Source organism: Streptomyces sp. Z423-1 (genome assembly GCF_013009255.1).
Lineage (GTDB): Bacteria > Actinomycetota > Actinomycetes > Streptomycetales > Streptomycetaceae > Streptomyces > Streptomyces gossypiisoli.
In genome coordinates this window covers 4,881,608-4,901,369 of the sequence record NZ_CP053109.1, presented here as the reverse complement: position 1 = coordinate 4,901,369, position 19,762 = coordinate 4,881,608, and the positions used below count along the sequence as shown (strand labels likewise).

Annotated in this window: 17 protein-coding genes, 1 tRNA gene and 1 other RNA gene; 1 reads left to right on the top strand and 18 read right to left on the bottom strand. The window is 71.8% G+C overall.

Annotated elements, in window-relative coordinates:
- Positions 1 to 7: 7 nt before the first annotated feature.
- From HJD23_RS21865 to ffs, 5 genes are all read right to left on the bottom strand, one after another.
- Positions 8 to 1,537, bottom strand: coding sequence for a N,N-dimethylformamidase beta subunit family domain-containing protein (locus HJD23_RS21865; RefSeq protein ID WP_171117694.1), 1,530 nt, complete (start codon positions 1,535 to 1,537; stop codon positions 8 to 10).
- Between the two features lie 378 nt (positions 1,538 to 1,915).
- Positions 1,916 to 4,102 carry a hypothetical protein gene (locus HJD23_RS21860; protein ID WP_171117692.1) on the bottom strand — a complete coding sequence of 729 codons (2,187 nt, stop codon included), beginning with the start codon at positions 4,100 to 4,102 and terminating at the stop codon, positions 1,916 to 1,918.
- A gap of 354 nt (positions 4,103 to 4,456) precedes the next feature.
- The gene (purD, locus tag HJD23_RS21855) at positions 4,457 to 5,710 is read right to left on the bottom strand and encodes a phosphoribosylamine--glycine ligase (RefSeq protein ID WP_171117691.1); all 1,254 of its coding nucleotides are present in this window, start codon (positions 5,708 to 5,710) and stop codon (positions 4,457 to 4,459) included.
- A 362-nt stretch (positions 5,711 to 6,072) separates the two neighbouring features.
- Positions 6,073 to 8,499 (bottom strand): DNA polymerase III subunit gamma and tau, encoded by a 2,427-nt coding sequence (locus tag HJD23_RS21850; RefSeq protein ID WP_171134061.1) that lies wholly within the window; start codon positions 8,497 to 8,499, stop codon positions 6,073 to 6,075.
- Between the two features lie 81 nt (positions 8,500 to 8,580).
- An RNA gene (ffs, locus tag HJD23_RS21845) (signal recognition particle sRNA small type) lies at positions 8,581 to 8,679 on the bottom strand.
- Between the two features lie 72 nt (positions 8,680 to 8,751).
- Here ffs and HJD23_RS21840 point away from each other — a divergent pair.
- A tRNA-Ser gene (locus tag HJD23_RS21840) sits at positions 8,752 to 8,836 on the top strand.
- Positions 8,837 to 8,901: 65 nt separating this feature from the next.
- On the opposite strand, the gene HJD23_RS21835 is transcribed toward HJD23_RS21840, so the two are convergent.
- From HJD23_RS21835 to HJD23_RS21775, 13 genes are all read right to left on the bottom strand, one after another.
- The gene (locus HJD23_RS21835; protein ID WP_171119179.1) at positions 8,902 to 10,188 is read right to left on the bottom strand and encodes a site-specific integrase; all 1,287 of its coding nucleotides are present in this window, start codon (positions 10,186 to 10,188) and stop codon (positions 8,902 to 8,904) included.
- 83 nt (positions 10,189 to 10,271) lie between these two features.
- Entirely contained in the window at positions 10,272 to 10,499 is a 228-nt protein-coding gene (locus tag HJD23_RS21830; protein WP_171117689.1) for a helix-turn-helix domain-containing protein, read from the bottom strand.
- A gap of 342 nt (positions 10,500 to 10,841) precedes the next feature.
- A complete protein-coding gene (locus HJD23_RS21825; protein WP_171119177.1) occupies positions 10,842 to 12,389 on the bottom strand; it encodes a YfjI family protein in 1,548 nt (515 codons plus the stop codon).
- 172 nt (positions 12,390 to 12,561) lie between these two features.
- Positions 12,562 to 13,479, bottom strand: a complete 918-nt coding sequence (locus HJD23_RS21820; protein ID WP_240980780.1) for a bifunctional DNA primase/polymerase — start codon at positions 13,477 to 13,479, stop codon at positions 12,562 to 12,564.
- Between the two features lie 89 nt (positions 13,480 to 13,568).
- Positions 13,569 to 14,078 carry a hypothetical protein gene (locus tag HJD23_RS21815; protein WP_171117687.1) on the bottom strand — a complete coding sequence of 170 codons (510 nt, stop codon included), beginning with the start codon at positions 14,076 to 14,078 and terminating at the stop codon, positions 13,569 to 13,571.
- Positions 14,079 to 14,095: 17 nt separating this feature from the next.
- Positions 14,096 to 14,386, bottom strand: coding sequence for a hypothetical protein (locus tag HJD23_RS21810; protein WP_171117685.1), 291 nt, complete (start codon positions 14,384 to 14,386; stop codon positions 14,096 to 14,098).
- Between the two features lie 16 nt (positions 14,387 to 14,402).
- Entirely contained in the window at positions 14,403 to 14,870 is a 468-nt protein-coding gene (locus HJD23_RS21805; protein ID WP_171117683.1) for a hypothetical protein, read from the bottom strand.
- 15 nt (positions 14,871 to 14,885) lie between these two features.
- The gene (locus HJD23_RS21800) at positions 14,886 to 15,080 is read right to left on the bottom strand and encodes a hypothetical protein (RefSeq protein WP_171117682.1); all 195 of its coding nucleotides are present in this window, start codon (positions 15,078 to 15,080) and stop codon (positions 14,886 to 14,888) included.
- Between the two features lie 17 nt (positions 15,081 to 15,097).
- Positions 15,098 to 15,349: a hypothetical protein gene (locus HJD23_RS21795; RefSeq protein WP_171117681.1), complete on the bottom strand. Its 252-nt coding sequence runs from the start codon at positions 15,347 to 15,349 to the stop codon at positions 15,098 to 15,100.
- Positions 15,350 to 15,491: 142 nt separating this feature from the next.
- Entirely contained in the window at positions 15,492 to 17,720 is a 2,229-nt protein-coding gene (locus HJD23_RS21790) for a cell division protein FtsK (RefSeq protein ID WP_171117679.1), read from the bottom strand.
- An 84-nt stretch (positions 17,721 to 17,804) separates the two neighbouring features.
- Positions 17,805 to 18,188, bottom strand: a complete 384-nt coding sequence (locus HJD23_RS21785; RefSeq protein ID WP_171117677.1) for an RRQRL motif-containing zinc-binding protein — start codon at positions 18,186 to 18,188, stop codon at positions 17,805 to 17,807.
- On the bottom strand, positions 18,185 to 19,303 hold the full coding sequence (locus HJD23_RS21780; protein ID WP_171117675.1) for a conjugal transfer protein: 1,119 nt from the start codon (positions 19,301 to 19,303) through the stop codon (positions 18,185 to 18,187). Before HJD23_RS21780 ends, HJD23_RS21785 begins: the two co-directional genes overlap by 4 nt.
- A complete protein-coding gene (locus tag HJD23_RS21775) occupies positions 19,300 to 19,590 on the bottom strand; it encodes a hypothetical protein (protein ID WP_171119173.1) in 291 nt (96 codons plus the stop codon). Before HJD23_RS21775 ends, HJD23_RS21780 begins: the two co-directional genes overlap by 4 nt.
- Positions 19,591 to 19,762: the final 172 nt, after the last annotated feature.

The following is a 19,762-nucleotide window of genomic DNA, read 5'->3' as shown; positions in this document are numbered from 1 at the left end:
CGTCGGGTCAGTCGCGTTTGCAGATGCGGTCGAGGAGGTTGGCCGTGGCGCGTTGGATCACCGGGTTGACGTGGCCGGGGTGGTCCAGGGCCGGGGACCAGGCGAACGTTCCTGCCGCGAAGACCAGGGCGCCGGAGGGGGCGCGGTAGAGGGATGTCTCCTGGTGCCGGCGGATGCCCTCGCTGTCGGTGTACGGGGAGTGGGCGAGCAGGATGCGCTCGTCGTGGTCGGGGAGCGGGGTGCGCGGGAAGTACCGGTCGGCCTCGCCCGCGACGAGGCCCGCAATCTCGTCGCCCTCGTGCGCGCCGGTGGCCTCCCAGAGCCAGTGACCTGCGTTGCGGACGATCAGCGGATGCGGCTCGGGGACCCGGCCGGCGTACTGGATGCCGATCAGCTGCTGCTCCGGGCGGTCGATCTCCCGCCACAGCACCGGCTTGCCCGGACCCTTGCGCTTGCGGCAGGTCAGAAGGCGGTCCGGGGTGCCGGACGGGGACGGGCCCAACTCCACCTGCCAGTACATGGAGTTGGAGGAGAGGAAGACGAGGGATGTGCCGTTCTCGCGGGCCAGCTCGACCGTGCGCCGCATGTTCGCCGACCAGTACTCGTCGTGGCCCGGGAAGACCAGGCCCCGGTAGCGGGTGGGGTCGACGCGGCCGGCGTGCAGGTCGCGGGCGTCGGCGTAGGCGAGGTCGTAGCCGTAGCGCTCGGCCCAGCGGATGAAGTCGTAGGCGTGGCCCACGTGCAGGGGCAGGCCCGCGCCCGCGTACGGCCGGTCGAAGGAGACCGTCGTCGCGGCGTCGGCCTCGCCGAGCAACCGGCCGTTGTCGTCCCAGGCGTGGTAGAGGCTCGCGCCGGTGCGGCCGTCCTCGGGATAGAGGTTGTACGCCTGCCAGGTGACGTCCGGGAGTAACAGCAGCAGGTCGGCCGGGTGGTCGTCGCGGACCGTGAACGGGACGTGGGAGCGGTAGCCGTCGGCGGTGGTGAGGACGGCGACGTACGCGCCGACGGTCCAGTACGACGGGATCTGCAGGCGCCAGGACAGCCACCAGTGGTGGCAGGAGACCGTACGGTCGGCGGTGAGCGGTGGGGGCTGGACGATGCCGGAGAGGCGGGGGCTGGTGGTGATCTTGGCTGCGCCGTCGCCGCCGTAGTGGCCGATGCGGTAGATGTCGACGGCGAATTCCTGGGGCGGGTCGACGGTGACATGGAAGTCGACGGCCTCGCCGGGGGTGACCGCGCCGGTGGAGACGAAGCCCTTGATCTGGCGGTGTACGTCGTCGGCGGCTCGGGGGCCGCCGGAGCGGGGGGCGGGGACGCGGGGGGTGGCGGTGCCCTGGGTCTGCGTCTGCTGGGCGCCGGAGGTGTGCGGCTGCTGGGCGCCGGGGGCCGGGTCCAGGTACCAGGGGACCACCTTTCCGGTGTCGTCGAAGTACGTCTCGCTGCCGCGCAGCCAGGGGAGCGGGCCCTGGCCGAAGGGATCCGTCACGGCGTGTGCCAGGGCTCCCGAATCCCAGCGGCGAATCTTCTCCGACCCCATGGTCGTTTCCCCTCCCTCGGCGCCGTTTTGTTGTGCTGCTCGCTGTCGTGGTCGGTCGTGGTCGGTGTCGGTCGTGGTCGGTGTCGGTCGTGGTCTGTCGTGGGTCTGTCGTGGGTCTGTCGTGGGTCGCTCGTTGAGCGGCGGGTGCGCTGTGCCGTTCTGCCGTTCGTATGACTGTCTTATGTCGAGCGCGATTGCCACGTGCGTGTTCAGTACCCAGCACATCACATTCCGCACGGACTCCGTCACGGTTCGTTTCGAATTGACCCAAAGCGGAAGCAGAGGCTCCGGACGGAGCCTGGTGGGTGGGGCCCGGGGGGGTGGGGCCGGGGGGTGGGGCCGGGGGTGGTGAGGTCCCGGGATGAGCGGCCGAAGGGCTCAGACGAGTCGTACGGGCTTCTCCGGGCGTATCCCGACCTCGGCCAGCCAGGCTCTCAGCGGGGCCGGGTCACCGTCCTCTATGAGGCTCAGGACTCTGGGGGTGAGATCGGCCGCGCGTTCGCCCTTGACCAGGAGGGACGGGCCGTCGAGCCAGTCCAGGCCGGGGGCGGCGCCCGCGGTGTCCATCGCGGCGCAGCAGACCATCGCGGTGACGTGGTCGGCGAGCAGTTCGCGAGGGGTGCGCGGGGGTTGGAGCGGGAAGAGGGGGAGGGCGCTGTCGTCCCAGAGGGCGTCCGGGGTGGGGGTGGGCGCGGCCGCTCGGGGTGGGGAGCCGGTGGCCTCCTCGCGGGCGAGTTCCGCGCTGAGGCCTGCGGCGAGGGCGGCGCTGCGGGGGTCGGTGGGTGGGGGGTCTTCTGGGTCTGGGGCGATGTCTGGGGCGATGTCTGTGTCGGGGGCGGGGGCTTGGGCTGAGGCTGGGGCTGGGGCTTTGTATGGGGCCGTGTCTGCGGCTGGGGTTATGCCTGCGCCCGGGGCGGAGCCGACGGCTGGAGCGGTGCCTGCGGCTGGGGCTGCGCCTGAGGCGGTCCCTGCGGCTGGAGCTTCGCCTGCGCCTGAGGCGGTGCCTGCGCCCGGGGCGGAGCCGACGGCTGGAGCGGTGCCTGCGGCTGGGGCTGCGCCTGAGGCGGTGCCTGCGGCTGGAGTTCCGCCTGCCCCCGGGGCGGTCCCTGGGGCTGGAGCTGCTGCTTCTGGGGCTGCGGCCGTGCCGGTCTCGGCGTCGGTGTTGTGGTCCGGGGTCGGGGGCGGCTCCGTGAGGTGGTCCGGAACCCGGGACAGGGTCGGGCCGTGGTCGGTGTCGGTGGTCGGGCCGTGGTCGGTGTCGGTGTTGTGGTCCGGGGTCGGGGGCGCTTCCGTGAGGTGGTCCAGGACTCGGGCCAGGGTCGGGCCGTGGTCGGTGTCGCGGGTCGTGCGGCGTACGCCGAGGGTGTCCAGGACGCGGTGGAGGCGGGCCGCGTCGGTGCGCCACTTGCGGTCGACGACCTCGTCCGGGTACTCCTGCCAGTTCACTGGCGACCAGTCGGGGCCGGACTCCGCCGGGCCTCCGTGGAAGAGGCGGGCGGCGAGCAGGGAGGCGGCCTCGTCGACCAGGCCGGGCTCTTCGAGCAGGTCACAGGCGGGACGCTCGCCAAGGCGGGAGGCGAAGCCCTCGGCCAGGCGGTCGCGCCGGGACAGCTCGGTGAGGGCCGCGACGACGCCCGCGTCCAGCCGGGACGGCCAGCGGCCCATCCGCCAGGCGGGCAGCGCGACCCGGGTGAGCAGGCGGTCCCAGCCGGCGTACGCCAGCCCGACCTGTTCCTGCGCGACGATCCGCAGCCCGTAATCCACAGCCTGTGCACGCTCGGCCGCCGCGGCGGCGACCCCGCGCTCCATCTCGGCGGCGTGCTCCCGGCAGCCGCGCAGCAGCAGGCGGGCCAGCCAGCCGACGCCCGCGCACACCGTGCGGACCACGGGGCGGCGGCCCGGTGCCGAGACGACGGCCACCGCGGCGTCCAGGCCCCGCACGAAGCGCCGGGCGGCGGCTATGTCGGGGTGCGCCGAGGGGCCCGTACCTGCGACGACCGGGGCGAGGACCGCGCGCAGTTCGCCGACGCGCATCCACCACAGGAACGGGGAGCCGATGACGAGGACAGGGCTGGCCGTCGTACGGCGAGGGCCGTGCCGGCGTATGAGCCCCGCCATCTCGTCGGAGTCGTCCGCCGGGGTCGGGGGGCCGTGCGCCGGATGGGTGCGGTCCTCCAGCCAGCTGTCGCAGTCCGGGGTGAGTGCTATGGCGGAGGGGGCGGGAACGTCGAGGCGGTCGGCGAGGTCCCGCACCAGACGGTAGAGGTCGGGGGCCGCTTCCTCGCCGATCGGGACCGTCGGGCTCACCGCCGGGCGGGCCCGTACGAGAAGCAGCGCGAAGCCGCCGGCGGCCAGCAGGGCAAGGAGCGCGAGCGCGCTCACCGCCCAGCGGGCGATGTCCCAGCCCCGGCCGACGAGATGGCCGGTGGAACCGCCCGCCAGCAGGACCACGGCGACAGCCGCGGGCAGCACGGCGACGGCCAGCGCGCGGCTGCGGATCCGCAGCACGGCCAGCGCCCGGGAACGCGCGGTCTGCGTCCCCGCTTCCACACCGATACCGGTCATGTCCTGACCTCACCCCCTCCCGTCCTGGCTGTCCTGGCGTTGCTCACTCCCCCACTGTGGCACCCACCACTGACATCGCAATGCCGGTGGGCCAAGTGCCGGAACGCTTGCGCCGCACCCTAGTTGGGGCCCCGGCCCCCGTCAGCCGGATAGGACATCGGTCACTCGATGGAATGGCTTTGGGGAAAGGTGGATGACGGAAAGCAAGGATCAGGCCCCGGATCCAAGGGGTCCGGGGCCTGTGTCGTGCCAGGTCAGGCAGGTGATCGTCAGTGAGCGCCAGCGATCGTGGTGTGGCCTGGGCGGTGTGGGGGGCCTGGTGCAGGCGGTGTACGGGGTGTCGGGCCGTGTGGGTTATGCGCCCGTCGCCGCCTTCGCCGCGATGTCCGTACGGTGCTGGGAGCCGTCCAGGTGGATGCGGGAGACGGCGCGGTACGCCCGTTCGCGGGCCTCGCCGAGGTCGCCACCCGTCGCGGTGACGGACAGGACGCGGCCGCCCGCGCTGACGACGGTGTCGCCGTCGCGCTTCGTACCGGCGTGCAGGACGTAGGCGTGCGGGGCGTCCAGCTCGGCCACCGCGTCGAGGCCGGTGATCGGGTCGCCCGTGCGGGGGGTGCCGGGGTAGTTGTGCGAGGCGACGACGACGGTGACGGCCGCGTCGTCGCTCCAGCGGAGGGGTTCGAGGTTGGCGAGGTTGCCGGTGGCGGCGGCCATGAGGATGCCGGCGAGGGGGGTCTTCAGGCGGGCCAGCACCACCTGGGTCTCCGGGTCGCCGAACCGGGCGTTGAACTCGATGACCCGTACACCCCGGCCGGTGATCGCCAGACCGGCGTAGAGCAGGCCGGAGAACGGCGTGCCGCGGCGGCGCAGCTCGTCGACGGTCGGCTGGAGGACGCTGTGCAGGACGTCGTCCACGAGCTTCGGGTCGGCCCAGGGCAGCGGGGAGTACGCGCCCATGCCGCCGGTGTTCGGGCCCTCGTCGTTGTCGAGCGCGCGCTTGAAGTCCTGGGCCGGCTGGAGCGGGAGGACGGTCTCGCCGTCGGTCACGGCGAAGAGGGAGACCTCGGGACCGTCGAGGTACTCCTCGATGACGACGCGGTCGCAGGCGCGGGCGTGCGCCTTCGCGGCGTCGAGGTCGGCGGTGACGACGACGCCCTTGCCCGCGGCGAGGCCGTCGTCCTTGACGACGTAGGGCGGGCCGAAGGCGTCGAGCGCCTCGTCGACCTCCGCTTCCGTCGTGCAGACGTACGAGCGGGCGGTCGGGACCGCGGCCGCGGCCATGACGTCCTTGGCGAAGGCCTTGGATCCCTCCAGCCGCGCGGCCTCCTTGGAGGGGCCGAACACGGCGATGCCCGCCTCGCGCACAGCGTCGGCGACCCCGGCGACCAGCGGGGCCTCCGGGCCTACGACCACCAGGTCGGCGCCGAGCTGTGCGGCCAGCGCGGACACCGCCGCGCCGTCCAGGGCGTCGACGGGGTACAGCTCGGCGACCTCGGCGATGCCGGCGTTGCCGGGGGCGCAGTGCAGCGCGGTGACGGCGGGGTCGAGGGACAGGGAGCGGCACAGGGCGTGTTCGCGGGCGCCGGTACCGATGACGAGGACCTTCACGGGGTCAGCCTAGCGGGAGCGGGTGGGGGTGGTTTGTGGGGGATGCCGAAGGGGTGGGGGGCGGGGGGTTGTGGGTTTCTCCGAAAGGGGCTCGGAAACAGGGGCTCGCCAAAGGGGCCCCGGAAAGGCGGGTGGAGCCATGCCTGAGTGGTGCGTTGCCGCGGCCCTCGGCGTCAGGCGTCGTCAGGCGTCAGTCGTGGTCAGGCGTCAGGCGTGGTCAGGCGTCAGGCGTCAGGCGTCAGGCGTCAGGCGTCAGGCGTCAGGCGTCAGGCGTCAGGCGTCAGGCGTCAGGCGTCAGGCGTCAGGCGTCAGTCATCGTCAGGCGTCAGTCATCGTCAGACGTCAGTCATCGTCAGACGTTGTCAGTCGTTCGAGAACTCTTCCATCACGGTCGCCCCCAGCTCGCGCACGATCAGCTCCTGGCCGGAGAGGGCCGACTCGTCGAGGTCGGGGTCGTCGTCCTCGGGGATGTCGTCCTCGATGGAGACGGGAGGCGGCTCCGGCGCGGAGGGCGGCGCAGGGGTGGGGGCAGGTGTCGCTGCCGGGGCCGGTACGGCGGTGGGCTGGGCAGGGGCGGCCGACGTGGGCTGCGTCGGCGCCGAGCGCTGGGCGGTCGCAGTCCCGCCGCCGGCGCCTCCCGGCGTACCGCCGCCGTAACCGCTCGCGGTGCCGCCACCGCTGTAACCGCTGGTGGCACCGCCGCCACCGCCGCCGTAACCACCAGGGGTCCCGGCGCCGCCGTAACCGCCCCCGCCGCTGTTGCCCGGCGCGGGCGGAGCCGAGCCGCCGCCCGAGGGGTCGACGACGGCCTCGATCTTCCACTGGACGTTGAACTGCTCGGCCAGTGCCTGCCGCAGTACGTCCTCGCTGCCGCTGCTCGCGAAGTTGTCGCGGGCGCCTGCGTTGACGAAGCCGAGTTGGAGGGTGGTGCCGTCGAAGCCTGTGACCTGGGCGTTCTGGCTGAGGAGGATCCAGGTGAAGCGGCGGCGGTTCTTCACCGCTTCGAGGATGTTCGGCCAGAGGGAGCGGGGGTCGAGGCCGCCGGTCGGGGGCGGTGAGGCCGCCAGGGCCGACGCGGGGGCTGGTGTGGGTGTGGGTGCCGGTGTCGGGGGCGGTGATGGTGCGGACGGGCTGGGGGCCGTCTGGGGGCGGCCGCCGCCGCCCGGAGGTGCGGCCGTGGGCCAGCCGCCGGGGCGTCGGCCGACGCCTCCGGAACCGGCGGGGGTCGCGGTGGGCCAGGCGCCGGGAGTGGCGACCGGACCGGGGGCCGGTGCTGCCGGTGGCGTGGGCGCGGGGGCTGCGGGCGGCTGCTGGGCGGGCTCGCCCGTGCCGGGGGGCGTAGGAGCACCTGGGGCGCCAGGACGTACGTCGCCCCGCTGATCCCCGGGCGCGACGGGCGCACCCTGCCCGGCGGGCGCACCCTGCCCGGCGGGCGCACCGGCTACGGCACCTCCCGCCGCCTCCGAGGTGCCTGCGGCACCGCCGGAAGCGCGCACGGCAGCCCGAGCCGCGGCGGCCCCGCCCCCCGGCGGAACGGCAGCACCCGCACCGGCACCCGCATGCGCGCTCCCATGCGCGTCGGGCCCGGGGACGTACCCCATGGCGGGCGCTCCGGCGCCCGTGGAGAAGTTCACCCCGCGTTCCAGCCGATCGAGCCGGGCCATCACGGACCGCTCGTCCCCGTACGCGGCCGGGAGCAGCACGCGCGCGCAGATCAGCTCCAGCTGAAGGCGCGGGGAGGTGGCGCCGCGCATCTCGGTCAGGCCCTCGTTGACGAGGTCGGCTGCGCGGCTCAGCTCGGCGGGGCCGAAGGTGCCGGCCTGGGCCTGCATCCGCTCCAGCACGTCGGCCGGGGCGTCGATGAGGCCCTTTTCCAGGGCGTCCGGAACGGCGGCGATGATCACCAGGTCCCGCAACCGCTCCAGCAGGTCGGCGACGAAGCGCCGCGGGTCGTTCCCGCCCTCGATCACGCGGTCCACGACCTCGAAGGCGGCGGCCCCGTCCCCTGTGGCGAAGGCCTCGACGACGGAATCGAGCAGCGAGCCGTCCGTGTAGCCCAGCAGGGACGTGGCCATGGCGTATGTCACACCGTCCGCCCCGGCGCCCGCGAGCAGCTGGTCCATGACGGACATGGAGTCACGCACGGACCCGGCACCGGCCCGCACGACGAGCGGCAGTACGCCGTCCTCGACGGGGATGTTCTCCTTCTGGCACACCTCGGCGAGGTAGTCCCGAAGCGTCCCGGGCGGCACCAGACGGAACGGGTAGTGATGCGTACGCGACCGGATCGTCCCGATGACCTTCTCGGGCTCGGTGGTGGCGAAGATGAACTTCAGATGCTCCGGCGGCTCCTCGACGACCTTGAGGAGCGCGTTGAAACCGGCCGACGTGACCATGTGGGCCTCGTCGATGATGTAGATCTTGTACCGGCTGCTCGCAGGCCCGAAGAAGGCCTTTTCCCGCAGCTCACGGGCGTCGTCCACACCGCCGTGCGAGGCCGCGTCGATCTCGATGACGTCGATCGAACCCGGCCCGTTGCGCGCGAGGTCCCGGCACGACTGGCACTCCCCGCACGGGGTGGGCGTCGGCCCCTGCTCGCAGTTCAGACACCTGGCGAGAATCCGCGCGCTGGTGGTCTTGCCGCATCCGCGCGGACCGCTGAACAGGTACGCGTGATTGACCCGGTTGTTCCGCAGCGCCTGCTGCAGCGGGTCAGTGACATGCTCCTGCCCGATGACCTCGGCGAACGACTCCGGGCGATAGCGGCGGTACAGCGCGAGAGACGACACGCATACGAGGTTATAGGCGCCCACTGACAACGAGCCCCGCCCCAGAAACCCCGCCCCAGCACCGAGGCGAACCCGGCCCCCAACGCAAGCGCCCCCCACGCACCCGCCAGAGCCGACCTACCCTTGCTGCCTTCCGGCCCTGGGGGAGTTCAGTCAGATAGCGCCGCGTGAGGGGCTGCGCCAAGGCTACCTGATGTCGGGGGCGGGGAACGAGTTCGCGAGCACTCCTCTCGGTCATGTAATGTTTCCGGCGGAGGATTCGCCTAGAGGCCTAGGGCGCACGCTTGGAAAGCGTGTTGGGGGCAACCCCTCACGAGTTCGAATCTCGTATCCTCCGCAGCCGCCTGAACAGGCGAAACGAGGGGCCCCGCTGATCTTCAGCGGGGCCCCTCGTTGTTGTCCTCAGCCGTCGTTGTCCTGGTTTTTGTCCACAGGGGGCGTTTCCGGGGGTCCCCAGATGGCATCGGCGATCTTCCGGGCCACGTCCTTGAGCATGGCGTCCGGCACATGGAGGTACCGCGCGCGCATGCTCGCGGAGGTGCCCGGTTCCCACCCCATGATCTGATCAATGACGCGGTCCGGGACTCCGAGCAGCATGAGCACGGTGGCGGCCGTGTGCCGGGCGTCGTGCAGCCGGCCATCCCGAACCCCTGCGTCTTCCAGCAGCCGCTTCCAGTCGTGATAGTCCGTGTTCGGGCTCAGCGGGCCACCCAGCATCTTGGTGAATACGTAGTCCGACTCGACCCACAGGTCACCGGCCGCCTTGCGCTCCCGCTCTTGTTCCTCGGCATGAGCCCGGAGCATGGCCACCAGCGGACCGGGCAGGGGCACGGCACGGCGGCCCGCTCGGGACTTGGTGTTCTTGGTCTCGCGCCGGATCTGCACCTTGTCCGGGCAGTACCCCGCCTTCGCCCGGCCGCACGGTGAAGCTTCCGGGCACCCGTGCTTGTACCTGGGCCGCAGACGGTTGCGGCGCAATTTCAGGTACTCGTTGTCCAGGTCGACATCAGACCAGCGCAGTCCGAGCGTCTCGCCCTGCCTCAGTCCGAGCGCAAGCGCCAGCATCCAACGGGCACTGTTCCGGCGCTTGTTGGCTTCGAGCAACAGGCGCTGAACCTCTTCCACGGAGTAGGGCTCTACCTCTGCTTCGTCCTCTTCCACCCGTGGCGGCTTGGCCAACGCGGCAGCATTCTTCGCCGCGTAGCCGCGCCGCACGGCCTCCCCGAGGGCGGTACGGGCGGTGCGGTGGGTCTGGTGAGCCGTACCGGCCTTGCGCTCCCCGTTCGCCTGCATACGGCGGTACAGGCTTTCCAGGTGTTCGGGCTGCAAGCGGTCAAGGCGGTGCTTGCCGACACCAGGAACGAGGTGCACGCGAACGGCGACCTCGTAGCCGTCGTACGTGTTCTCGCTGACGGTCGGCTTGGCGATGTTCTCGACCCAGTGCCATAGCCACTTCTCAACCGTCCACGGCTTTCCGGGCTGTTGCGTCGAACCTTGGTCGCGCTGCTTCTCCAGCTCCTTGACGGCCTCAACAAGCTTCTGGCGCGTCTGGCGCGTCAGGTGTCGGCGGTACGGGGTCCCGTCGTCCTTGTAGCCCATCGGGACGCGGGCGTGCCAACGGCCGTCCTTCCCGAAGTAGATGGCGGATTCGCCGTTGGCGCGGCGGGTGCGCTTTTTCTCTTCTGCCACAGGCAGGCTCCTGTTTCTTGGTGTCGGGATTGGAGACCGGGGCGGCGGGTTGTCCTGTCCGGGAGCCGCCGCCCCGGGCGCCGTCAAGCGGCGTGGTGGGCGGTGCGGAGTCGGGCGACGTACGCGGCCGGCGCGTCGGCGGGGACGCGGCGGAGACGGCCGACGGGTACGGACTCCAGCTCTCCGGAGCGGATGAGCCCGTAGCACGTGGTCCGGCCGATGCGGAGTCGGCGGGCGGCCTCTTCGACGGTGAGGAGAACCAACGTCGGGTCGTCGTCGGTGAGCGTCGTCGGGGTTCCGTGGTCGTTCAAGGCTTGCTCCTCGTGAGGGTGTGAGTTCGCGGGGAGAAGCCGCCGCACAAACCGCGATATCCGCAGAAAGCCCGGTCCCGGCCGATGACCTGCGGTGATGCGCGGTGCGGGCGGCGGCGGGGCGTGGTCGCAGAAACCCGCGATATTCCGCGAAAATCAGCGGGACCCGGCGGGCAGCGCCGGCCGGTGGCCCACGTCAGGGGTTTGTGCGGAATATGGCGGGATTGCGCGGCGGGACCCTGCCGGACGGTGGGCAGTGGTCCCGCCGCTGGTCAGCGGCCATGCCGGGGGTTTATTGCGGTTTTGCGGTTTGTGCGGGCGGGGTTGTGAGCGTCGGTGTGCTCACCGGCCGAAGCGCCGTACCTGTGGGTGCACCAACAGGCGGGGCGCGGGGGGCCTGCCTCGCCGGCCGGTGCGCTCCGGCTGGTAGGTCCGCACGTATCCGTGGTCTTCCAGCAGGGCGAGGGCAGGTTCGAGGTCGGCGACCGTGGGCACTTCCGCGCGGGACATGGCGGTGAACAGGTCCCGGCGGCTGACGTCCTCCCATTCGTTGTCCCTCAGCGCTTCAAGCGCGCTGCGGGCGCGGCTAAGCACGGGATCGGCGCCCATGGCGTCGAACACGGCGAGGGCATGGGCGGTGTAGTACTCCCCCAGCTCGATGGCCGCGTTCATGGTGGCCTCGGGGACCGGACGGGCGTAGCCGTCGCCCAGGTGCTCGGCGAGGTGCAGTAGCGCGGCCATGCGCGCGGTCGCTCCGGCCAGCTTTCCAGCCCAGTTGGAGATGTGGCCCAGCTTGCCGCCGCGCGCCTTGAGCATCGGTTCGACCCGTTCCTGATAGGCGATCAGCGCCACGTCCGCTTCCGGCGTGAGCTGGATGACGGCCGGGTCCGTCCACTCCGCGAGGGACAGCGTCAGGCCGACGACGTTGGACGCGTACTTGGCGGCCGTCCCCTCGGGGATCGGGTCAGTGATGATCTTCCGCTCACCGACCCGTGAGACAGGCAGGGAGTACAGGAAGCGGGCCAGCAACCCGCGTCCGTCGAACCCCTTCACCTTGCCGATGTCCCGCAACACGTCCGGCTGCACGGCGAGGCCGATAGTCAGGGCGGGGGCGTCGATGTACTCGCGGCGGGTCTGCCGGTTGACCCTCAGCCGGTCCCCGGCATGCCCCTTGAGGAACACCTCCATGTTCGGGGCGCCGGAGTACCGCCCCGCGATGATGTCGAAGATCCCGCCCTCGGCACTCATCACCGACAGCCGGCCGCCCTGTTCCGCCATGAGCGAGGTGACCGTCTCGGGGGTGGAGTCGTCGGCGAGCAGCACTGGTTCGGCGGGGACGGTGAGCGTGTCGGCGGTCTGTGCGAGGCCGACGGCGATGGCCACCATCTCATCGCGCTTGTCCGGGTCGGCGGACGCGGCTTTGGCGGCGGCCTTGTCGGCCGCTTCCTTGGCCAGACGGGCGGTCAGCTCCGCCTCGACGATGACCGGCTTCATGGCCGTCTTGAGCTGCTTCTCCGCCTCGTACAGCGGGTTGGTCAGCAGCGCGAACACGGCGGACTTGCGGTTGGCGGGCGGGAGCGCCACCACGGTGTAGAGGTTGGTGGGCTCGCGCCAGTTGCCCCGGACGTGGACGACGGACCGGCCGCCGGCCGCCGTAGCGAGCACGGCGAGGGCGATGGATCCGGCGAGGTCCGCCGGGGTCTGCGTCTCCTCCGCGACGGCCGTCACGAACTCCCGCAACCAGGTGGGGAAGACGCGGGCGGGGAACGGCGGACGCTCGCGCCGGCCGGTGAGGGGAATGGGGTCCTCCCACACCTCCGGCGCCGTCTCGCCCTCGCCGGGCGGTGCTTCGAGGGTGGACAGTCCGGCCCACAGGTCGGGGTTGTCCACATGCTGTGTGGTCATGAGGCTGTCCTCCCTCCGGGGGTGGTCGACAGCGGGTCAGGGCCAAGAGCAGAACGGACGCCCTGACGGGCGGCGACCCTTCGGGCGCCTACGGCCGCCCGCGGCGAGGGCTGTACGGCGCACTGCAGGCTGTTCATGGCGTTACAGGATGGTTTATTCATGCCGCCAGCTCTCCGGCCGTCTCAAGGCCGTTGATGACCGCGCGGCGGGCGTAGGTCTCGGGGACGCCGACCGAGACGGCGGCGGCCACGATCTCTTCCGCGATGGCGTCCAGTCCGCACGGTCCGGGGCACTGCGCGTGCTGGGCAGCGAGGAACTGGGCCACCCCGAACGTCTGTGATCCGGCGCCGGATTCGGTGCGGGCGCGTACGAGGGCGAGGCCGCGTTCGAGGCCGGTGCGTACGTAGCGTTCGGTGTGGCGGCACCCGGTGGCCACGGAGCGGTTCCAGGTGGCGCGCGCGGAGACGGAAGACACCACCCGCCCCGCCGCCGGGGTGGTGTCTTCCCTCACGGCCAGGCCGCGGACGGCCGACGGCAGCGCCGTCATGCGCCCGGTGCCGGATCCAAGCCACCGGGCGTAGTTCATCAGCGACTTGATGTCGACACCGGGCCGGACCCCGTTGGACGACCGCATGGCGCCCCGGTAGATCCAGTGCTCACCCCGGGTCGTCGGCACGGTCCGGGTCGCGGGCAGGGTCTCACGGGCCCACGCCACGGCCGCCGGGGTGTCGAGATCCACCACGGTAAGCCCGGCCCCGCCGGGGTGGTAGGCGACGGCCACGGCGTGCCGCCATGCCGCCGTCCACTCCGGGGAGGTGATGACGCTCGGGTCGGTGGTTGCCGCCGCCCACGCGTGGCAGGGGGCGAGGCATCGGCAGGTTCCCGCGCGCTTCATGTTCGGCCGTCCGCCGCACGCGTTGTCCGCGCACGCGCGGCAGTTGCCGAACGGCACCTTGCCGTGCCGTAGGGGCAGGACCGGGACTCCGGCTGTGGCCAGGGTCAGGGCGGTGCGCAGGTGACTCCCGTCCGGGAGGTTCCCGGCGAGGAGGAGCCGGGTCTTGCCGTCAGGTGCCATGCTGTAGGTCTCCTGTTCTGCTTGGTCGGGATAGGGAGACCGAGGGCGGCGGGTTGTCCTTGTCCGGGAGCCGCCGCCCTCGGGCGTAGCTAGTGGTTCTTGGCCCAGTGGGCGTATTCCTGGCGGACGTAGCCGCGCGGGTCGGCGGCGGTGGCCGGGTGCTCCGGCCAGTACGAGGCGCCGTGGTAGTCGCCCTCGCCGTCCCTGTCGTGCGCGATGAGCCGGCGGGCCGCTTCCGTGGCCACCTCGGCGGCGTCGCCGCTCAAGCCGTCTTCCTCGTCGCGCAGCGCGATGCGGTCCAACAGCGCGGCCTTGCGGAGCCAGTACTCCCGGCCCAAGCTCTCGCCGAACGGCTTGTCGGCGGCCGTTCCGGCGGTCCATCCGATCTCGCGGACCATGCTCGGGGCCAGCGCGTACGCCTCATCCGGCGTCGGCCACAGCCCCGGCTCGGGGCGGTGGTCGGCCGTGACGTACAGGCGCCGGCGCTGTCCGTCGCGGGTCGGGTAGTCGCGCACGATGCCGGTGGCGAACGCGGCACCGAGTGCGGTGGTGATGCGGTCGGCGTCGGCCGGGTCGCAGATGACGCGGATCTCGAACACGTCTCTCCTCTCGGGATTCAGAACGGGGGTTCGTTGCTGTAGCCGTCGGGGCCCCACGGGTCGCGGCCGCGGTCGTGCCGGTACAGCCACCGGGGCACGCGCGGCAGGGGCAGCAGCGTCCAGCGGCGGGACTCGTTCCAGCAGTGGCAGGGCTCCCAGTCCGTACCGGCGTACTCGCCGTTGTGGTCGCCGTAGTCGTGCTCGATGCCGCCCAGTCCCTCGCAGTTGGAGCAGTCGGGGCGGGGCGTGTCGGTCAGGACCAGGGACCGGCGGGGCCAGTTGGCGACCTGAATGCGCAGTCGGGGCACGTGGATTGGCCTCCTGTCAGCCGTAGAACTTGTTCCGCTTGATGACGGCCTTGCGGATGTTGACCGTGGTCCCGCCGCCGTGGCCGCTCGCGCTGAGCACCTGCACGGCGACCCACCCGCCGAAGACGACGGCGGCGAGGACGATGAGCTGAGTGATGAGCGCGGTCAGGGCGGTGATGAACGCGGTCAGCAGGAACAGCCCGCCGCACACGGCGAGGAACCCCACGCCCCCGAGCGCGATGTTCACGGCCGCGCGCGAGACCGGCGGCTTGGTCGCGACCCGTTCGGGCTTGGCGGGCTCGATGGCGTAGCCGGTGACGACGCGGCCGTCCGGCAGGACGACGCTCGCCACGGCCGGGATCGCCCCCGGCTGCACGGGCACGAGCGGCGCGGTGTGCGCGGGCGTGATCGGGGCGGGGTGGTGGACTTCCACGGCCGCCGTGTCGGGCCCGGCCGGGCGGCGGTAGGCGGTGGGTTCGTTCACGTGCTGGTCTCCTTTCTAGCGGCCGATGTCGGCGAGGGCGCCGGTTACGGCGGTGACAAGCTGGTTGACGGTGTCGCTCGCGCCGGTCCCGGCGAGGTAGAAGCCGAAGAGCGCGACGACGACGGCCGCGCCGGCGCCGACCGCACGGAAGCGCAGCAACAGCAGGACGACGGCGGCGAGCAGCAGCACGAGCGGGATGGTGATGACCATGGAGCCTCCCGGCGGGGTCAGCGGGTGCCGGCGCGGTAGGTGCGCGCGGTGCGGTTGTAGATCCACCGGCCGACGCGTATGCGCTTGCCGGTGGCGTGGCAGCGGCGGCAGTCCTTGCCGCGCTTGAGTCGTCCCTTGCGGTCGGTCTTGAGTTCGTGACCCATGCCAGCGCACTTGCGGCAGTCGCCGAACGGGCTCAGCCAGCACTTGACGCTGTAACCGAGCGTGACGGTGAGTAGGCAGGCGATAGCGAGCAGAGGAAGGCTCATCAGATGCCTCTCAGAGGGGGTTTGAAGGGTTTCCGCAGGTCGGCCGCTAGTCGCTAGCGTCCTGATCAGGGGCGGTTTTGGTCGCTAGCAGGGTCGCTTGCGCAAGCGACAGCCGGTGCTTGCGCAAGCGACCCTGCGGGACCTATCCGGCGTCTCGGTTCCTGTTGCGCTCCGTAATCGCTGCGGCGATGTCGTCACGCTTGATGCCGCGCTTGTTGACGACCTTGCCGTCTACGCGGCGGCTGATCTGTTCCGTGGCCACGCCGAACGGCTTGAGCGCTGCGGTGAGCGCTTCGGCCTTGGGCTTGGCGTCCAGGTCGGCCCACGGGCCGTAGACCTCGGGGCGCAGGTCGGCGAGGCGGTCAACGATGGTCTCGGACCACACCTTGGCCTCGCCCTTGCCGAGCACGGCCGCCACGTCGTCCAGGATCGTCGCCGATGTCTCCGGCGCCGGGGCCTCGCCCACCGCGTCGCCGGTCAGCGTGCCCTCGGCCTCCCGCAGGGCGGCGGCCCTGGTCAGGATGCGTTCGGCGTCGCGGCCGTCGGCGAGGTAGGTGCGGACGATGCCGGAGTCGTCCGACATGCCCTTGAGGATGCCCACGCCCTTGTGGGAGCGCAGCAGCTTGGACGCGTCCAGACCTTCCGAGTAGGAGCCGGCGCCCAAGACGACGTCGGACACCTGCCAGGAACCGACCCGCAGGGAGAAACGGGCCTGGTGCTGGTCCCGCAGCTCCGAGGGGCACGCCTTGTCGTCCGGCTTCTGCGTCGCGATGAGTACCGGCACGCCGACCGCCGGGGCGACCCGAACGAGGTAGACCAGCAAGGACAGGATCTCCTTGCCGTGCTCGGGGTGCTGCAAGTACTCCTGCACCTCATCGACCACGACCAGCGTGAGAGGCATGTTGAGCTTCTTGTCCCGGCTGATCTCCGGGGTGAGCTTGCCCTCCGGGCAGATGTGCAGCGGCAGTTCGGACAGCCGGTGGTACCGGTCTTCCACGTCCGCCTTCAGCTCCCGCAGCGAGGTCAGCAGGTGCACCACCGGGTCGTACCCGTTCTTCGGGACGATGCCGAACCCGATGCGGTGGGCGACCTTGGTGAAGTTGCGCCAGTCCGGCGAGGCCTTGCCGTCGAACACGTACAGCCTGACGTACGGGTCCAGGGCGGCGGCGAGGGCGATGGTGCGCGCGGAGAACGTCTTGCCCTGCCTCGGGACGGCGCCGACCAGCATCGACAGCCACACCATGGTGGCCATGACCGGGTTGCCTCGCTCGTCCACGCCCCACGGGAACGGCTTCCAGAAGTCGACCCGTGTCGCCCCGAGCAGGGGGGTCTTGCCCGACGGGACGGCGAGCGGGTCACGGTCGGCGATCCACATCGACACCCGCCGCGCGCTCGTCTCGTCCTTGTCGAGGAAGAGCTGAGTGGGGGCGATGTCGATACCCGAGGCGAGGCGTTCGTGCGCCTTGACGGCGTCCGCGAACGTCTTGCCGTACGGCAGGTCGACGACGACCCGCCACCCGTCACCGTCCCGGCCGATCGGCCTCGGGAAGGCAATGCCCTGGTCCTTGATGGTCAGGTTGGCGGCCTCGAACGCGCGGGTGATGATGTCCGAGGACAGCCGCCGCTTGCGGAAGGTCACCTTGGCCATGTCGATCAGCGGTCGGTCCGCCGGCGCCCCGACCGCCCCGAGCGTCGTCGTGAGGGCGGCGAGGGACAGCAGGAGCAGCCACGACGGGGCCATGACGTACAGGGTCAGCGCGGCGGCGAGGCCGATGAACCCTGCGATCGTCGCGACGATGCCCCGCAGTCTCACGCGGTCGTTGCGCTGCCGGGAAAGCTTCAGGTACTCCGCGGCGTCCTCGGCCGCCACGGCGGCGAGCCGCAGCGACTTGCCCTCCGCGTCGAACACCCACCGGCCGATCGCGGCCGACCACCGCCACGCGCCGCGCGGCGAGTACCACAGGATCTTCGGGGTGTAGATGCACGGCAGGCGAACGGCGTGGTAGCCGATCACGGTGGAGTAGTGGCGGACGGCCCACTTGCGCACGGCCTTGCGCTGGTCAGGGAGCTTCACCCAGTCCGGCAGCACCGGCATACGGGCCTTGTCCTTGGCCTCCATCCACTCACTGACCGAGGGCGGGTAGGCCTCGCGGGGCGGGTCGACCGGGGCGCCCTCGGTCAGGTCGTGGGCCTCGGGGTCGTCGGCGTCGTCGGGGAGTTCGGCCTCCCACTCTCCCGGCTTCACCTCGCCCTCGCCGGGGGCGGCGGCCGGATCGGTCTTCTTGGTGAGCGGGAACGGCAGCACGGCGGCCGTCTGCTCGTCGGTGCCCTCCGGCTCGTCCGGGGGCGGGAACACGGGGTTTTCCGTCACGATGTATCCGCTCCTTCGCGGGAGTCGAAGGGTCCGGCCGGCTTGCTGTGGAAGGTGGGCGGCCGGACCCGGGTTTCGGGTGGTTCAGGCAGCGCGCTGTTCCTCGGGATAGGCGCAGGTCACGCAGGTTCCGAGCGAGGTGGGGATGACGTATCCGGCGTCCCTGCCGCACTCGGGGCAGCGGCGGCGGGCGCGCATCATGGCTTCGTGCGCGCGCCACATGCCCGGCGTCATCGGGCGCACCGGGCGGGCGAGGTCGACGCGGTACAGGTACGCGGTCAGCGGTTCGCGCCGGCGACGCGGCCGGAGGATCTGTGCCGCCACGTCCTGACCACCCGGCCGCAGTCCCCGCTTGCGCAGTTGGCGGCGGGTGGCCAAGTCGTCCGGAGCGCAGCGCCACGGGTAGGTGGGGATGCCGAAGCGCTCCCCGGCCGGGTCGAAGCAGTCGGCGAGGGTCAGCCGCTTCACGCGGCCCTACCGCCGGTGGCCTTGCGCTCGGCAAGGATGGTGTCCCGCAGCATCCGCGCGTTCGCCGGCGAGGTGTGGAGTTCCCGGCGGATTCCCTCGGCAGTGACCTGCCGGTCGGGCCAATCGGCCGTCGCGGTCCGTGCCTCATCGAGCAACTGAGCCGCCGTGCGCTTCGGTCGGGGCGACCGTGCCGCGTCGGGAACCCGCCCGGTCGCCCGGCGGGGTCGGGGGGAGTCGGCCGCCACCGCCCGCCGCTTGGTCGACTCGACCGGCGCCGGATCGGCCTTGACCGGGTCGACCGGCGAGGGGATCTCGGGGACGGGCTTGAGCGGCAGAGCCGACTTCGCGAAGTCGACCGGCACCGGATCGGGCACCGTCAGTCGAGTCAGGACGACCGACGGCGCCGGGGTCGATTCCCGCAGATCAGCCGTAGACCGATTCCTCATGGCCTCGGTAGATTCCTCCGCATTTGTGATCCCGGCGAACATGGCCGACAGCGCCGCGTCCGCGCCGATCGTCACCCGATCGCGCTGCACGTCCAGCAGCCTCGATCCCAACGCCGCGTCACCGACGCCGACCTTGCGGGCCAGACGCCACGACTTGCGCTCCGACCGCTTCTTGACCCGGTCGTCCGGGTGGTTGGCGGCACGGGCGCGGTGGTAGGCGAGGGCCTGAACGACGGCGGCGGCCTTGCGCTCCGACTCGGCGTCGCGGCCGTCGGTGTGGACGACGATGCGCCGGGCGAGGAACGCCATGCCCTCGGCGGACACGCACATGCCCATGGGGGTCACGGCGTAGATGACGGTCCGGCCGGCGTCCGGTCCCGCCATGGCGGCCATGACCGACGCGGCGGCGGGCAGCGCCCACAGTCCGACCCGGATGGGCCACGGCGAGGACTGTCCCAGCATGGTCAGGCCCAGCAGTACCAGGCCCAGAACGGCGGTCGCGCCCTCACCGGCCGCCACCGCCCCGAGCGCGGTTCCCTCGCCGTAGGCGTGGCCGATGTTACTGAACGTTCCGATGCCGCCTGCCACGCCGGTCAGCAACATGGGCACGAACGCGGCCGTGAGAACGACCTTCTGTGTCTTCGTCAACGGCTTGCGCGTCTCGCTCATGCCGCTTCCCCCGTCCCCGGCCGGTAGCCGCGAGCGGAGCGCAGGAACGGCACCGTGCGGGTCAGCGCGTCGGCGTACAGGGCGTCCCAACCGGCGATCTCGTCACCGGCCTCGCCCATCGCGACCAGGTCGGCGAGGATGTCACGGGCCGCGTCCTCACGGGCCGCGCGCTCCGCCGGCGTCTCCGGCTTGAGCGGGCCACGGAACAAGTCGATGTCGATACCGAGCGCCAGTTCCGCGAACTCCGCGTCGCTCACGGCCTCTTGACCGGCGACGAACGTGCGCATACGCATGGTGGGTCTCTCCTCTGACTGCGTCGGGATAGGGAGACCGGAAGCGGCGGGTTGTCCTTGTCCGGGAGTCCGCCGCACCCGGAATGAGGGCCAACACCGCAGGAAGCGGCGGGCCAAGCACCCCGGGCGGAATCTGATTCCGCGCCCTCGCGGCTGGTTACCGGGG

Coding starts and splice junctions, on each gene's coding strand:
- HJD23_RS21865 (WP_171117694.1), bottom strand. CDS start 1,537: ATGGGGTCGGAGAAGATTCGCCGCTGGGATTCGGGAGCCCTGGCACAC.
- HJD23_RS21860 (WP_171117692.1), bottom strand. CDS start 4,102: ATGACCGGTATCGGTGTGGAAGCGGGGACGCAGACCGCGCGTTCCCGG.
- HJD23_RS21820 (WP_240980780.1), bottom strand. CDS start 13,479: ATGGCACCTGACGGCAAGACCCGGCTCCTCCTCGCCGGGAACCTCCCG.
- HJD23_RS21800 (WP_171117682.1), bottom strand. CDS start 15,080: ATGGTCATCACCATCCCGCTCGTGCTGCTGCTCGCCGCCGTCGTCCTG.
- HJD23_RS21795 (WP_171117681.1), bottom strand. CDS start 15,349: ATGAGCCTTCCTCTGCTCGCTATCGCCTGCCTACTCACCGTCACGCTC.
- HJD23_RS21780 (WP_171117675.1), bottom strand. CDS start 19,303: ATGAGCGAGACGCGCAAGCCGTTGACGAAGACACAGAAGGTCGTTCTC.
- HJD23_RS21775 (WP_171119173.1), bottom strand. CDS start 19,590: ATGCGCACGTTCGTCGCCGGTCAAGAGGCCGTGAGCGACGCGGAGTTC.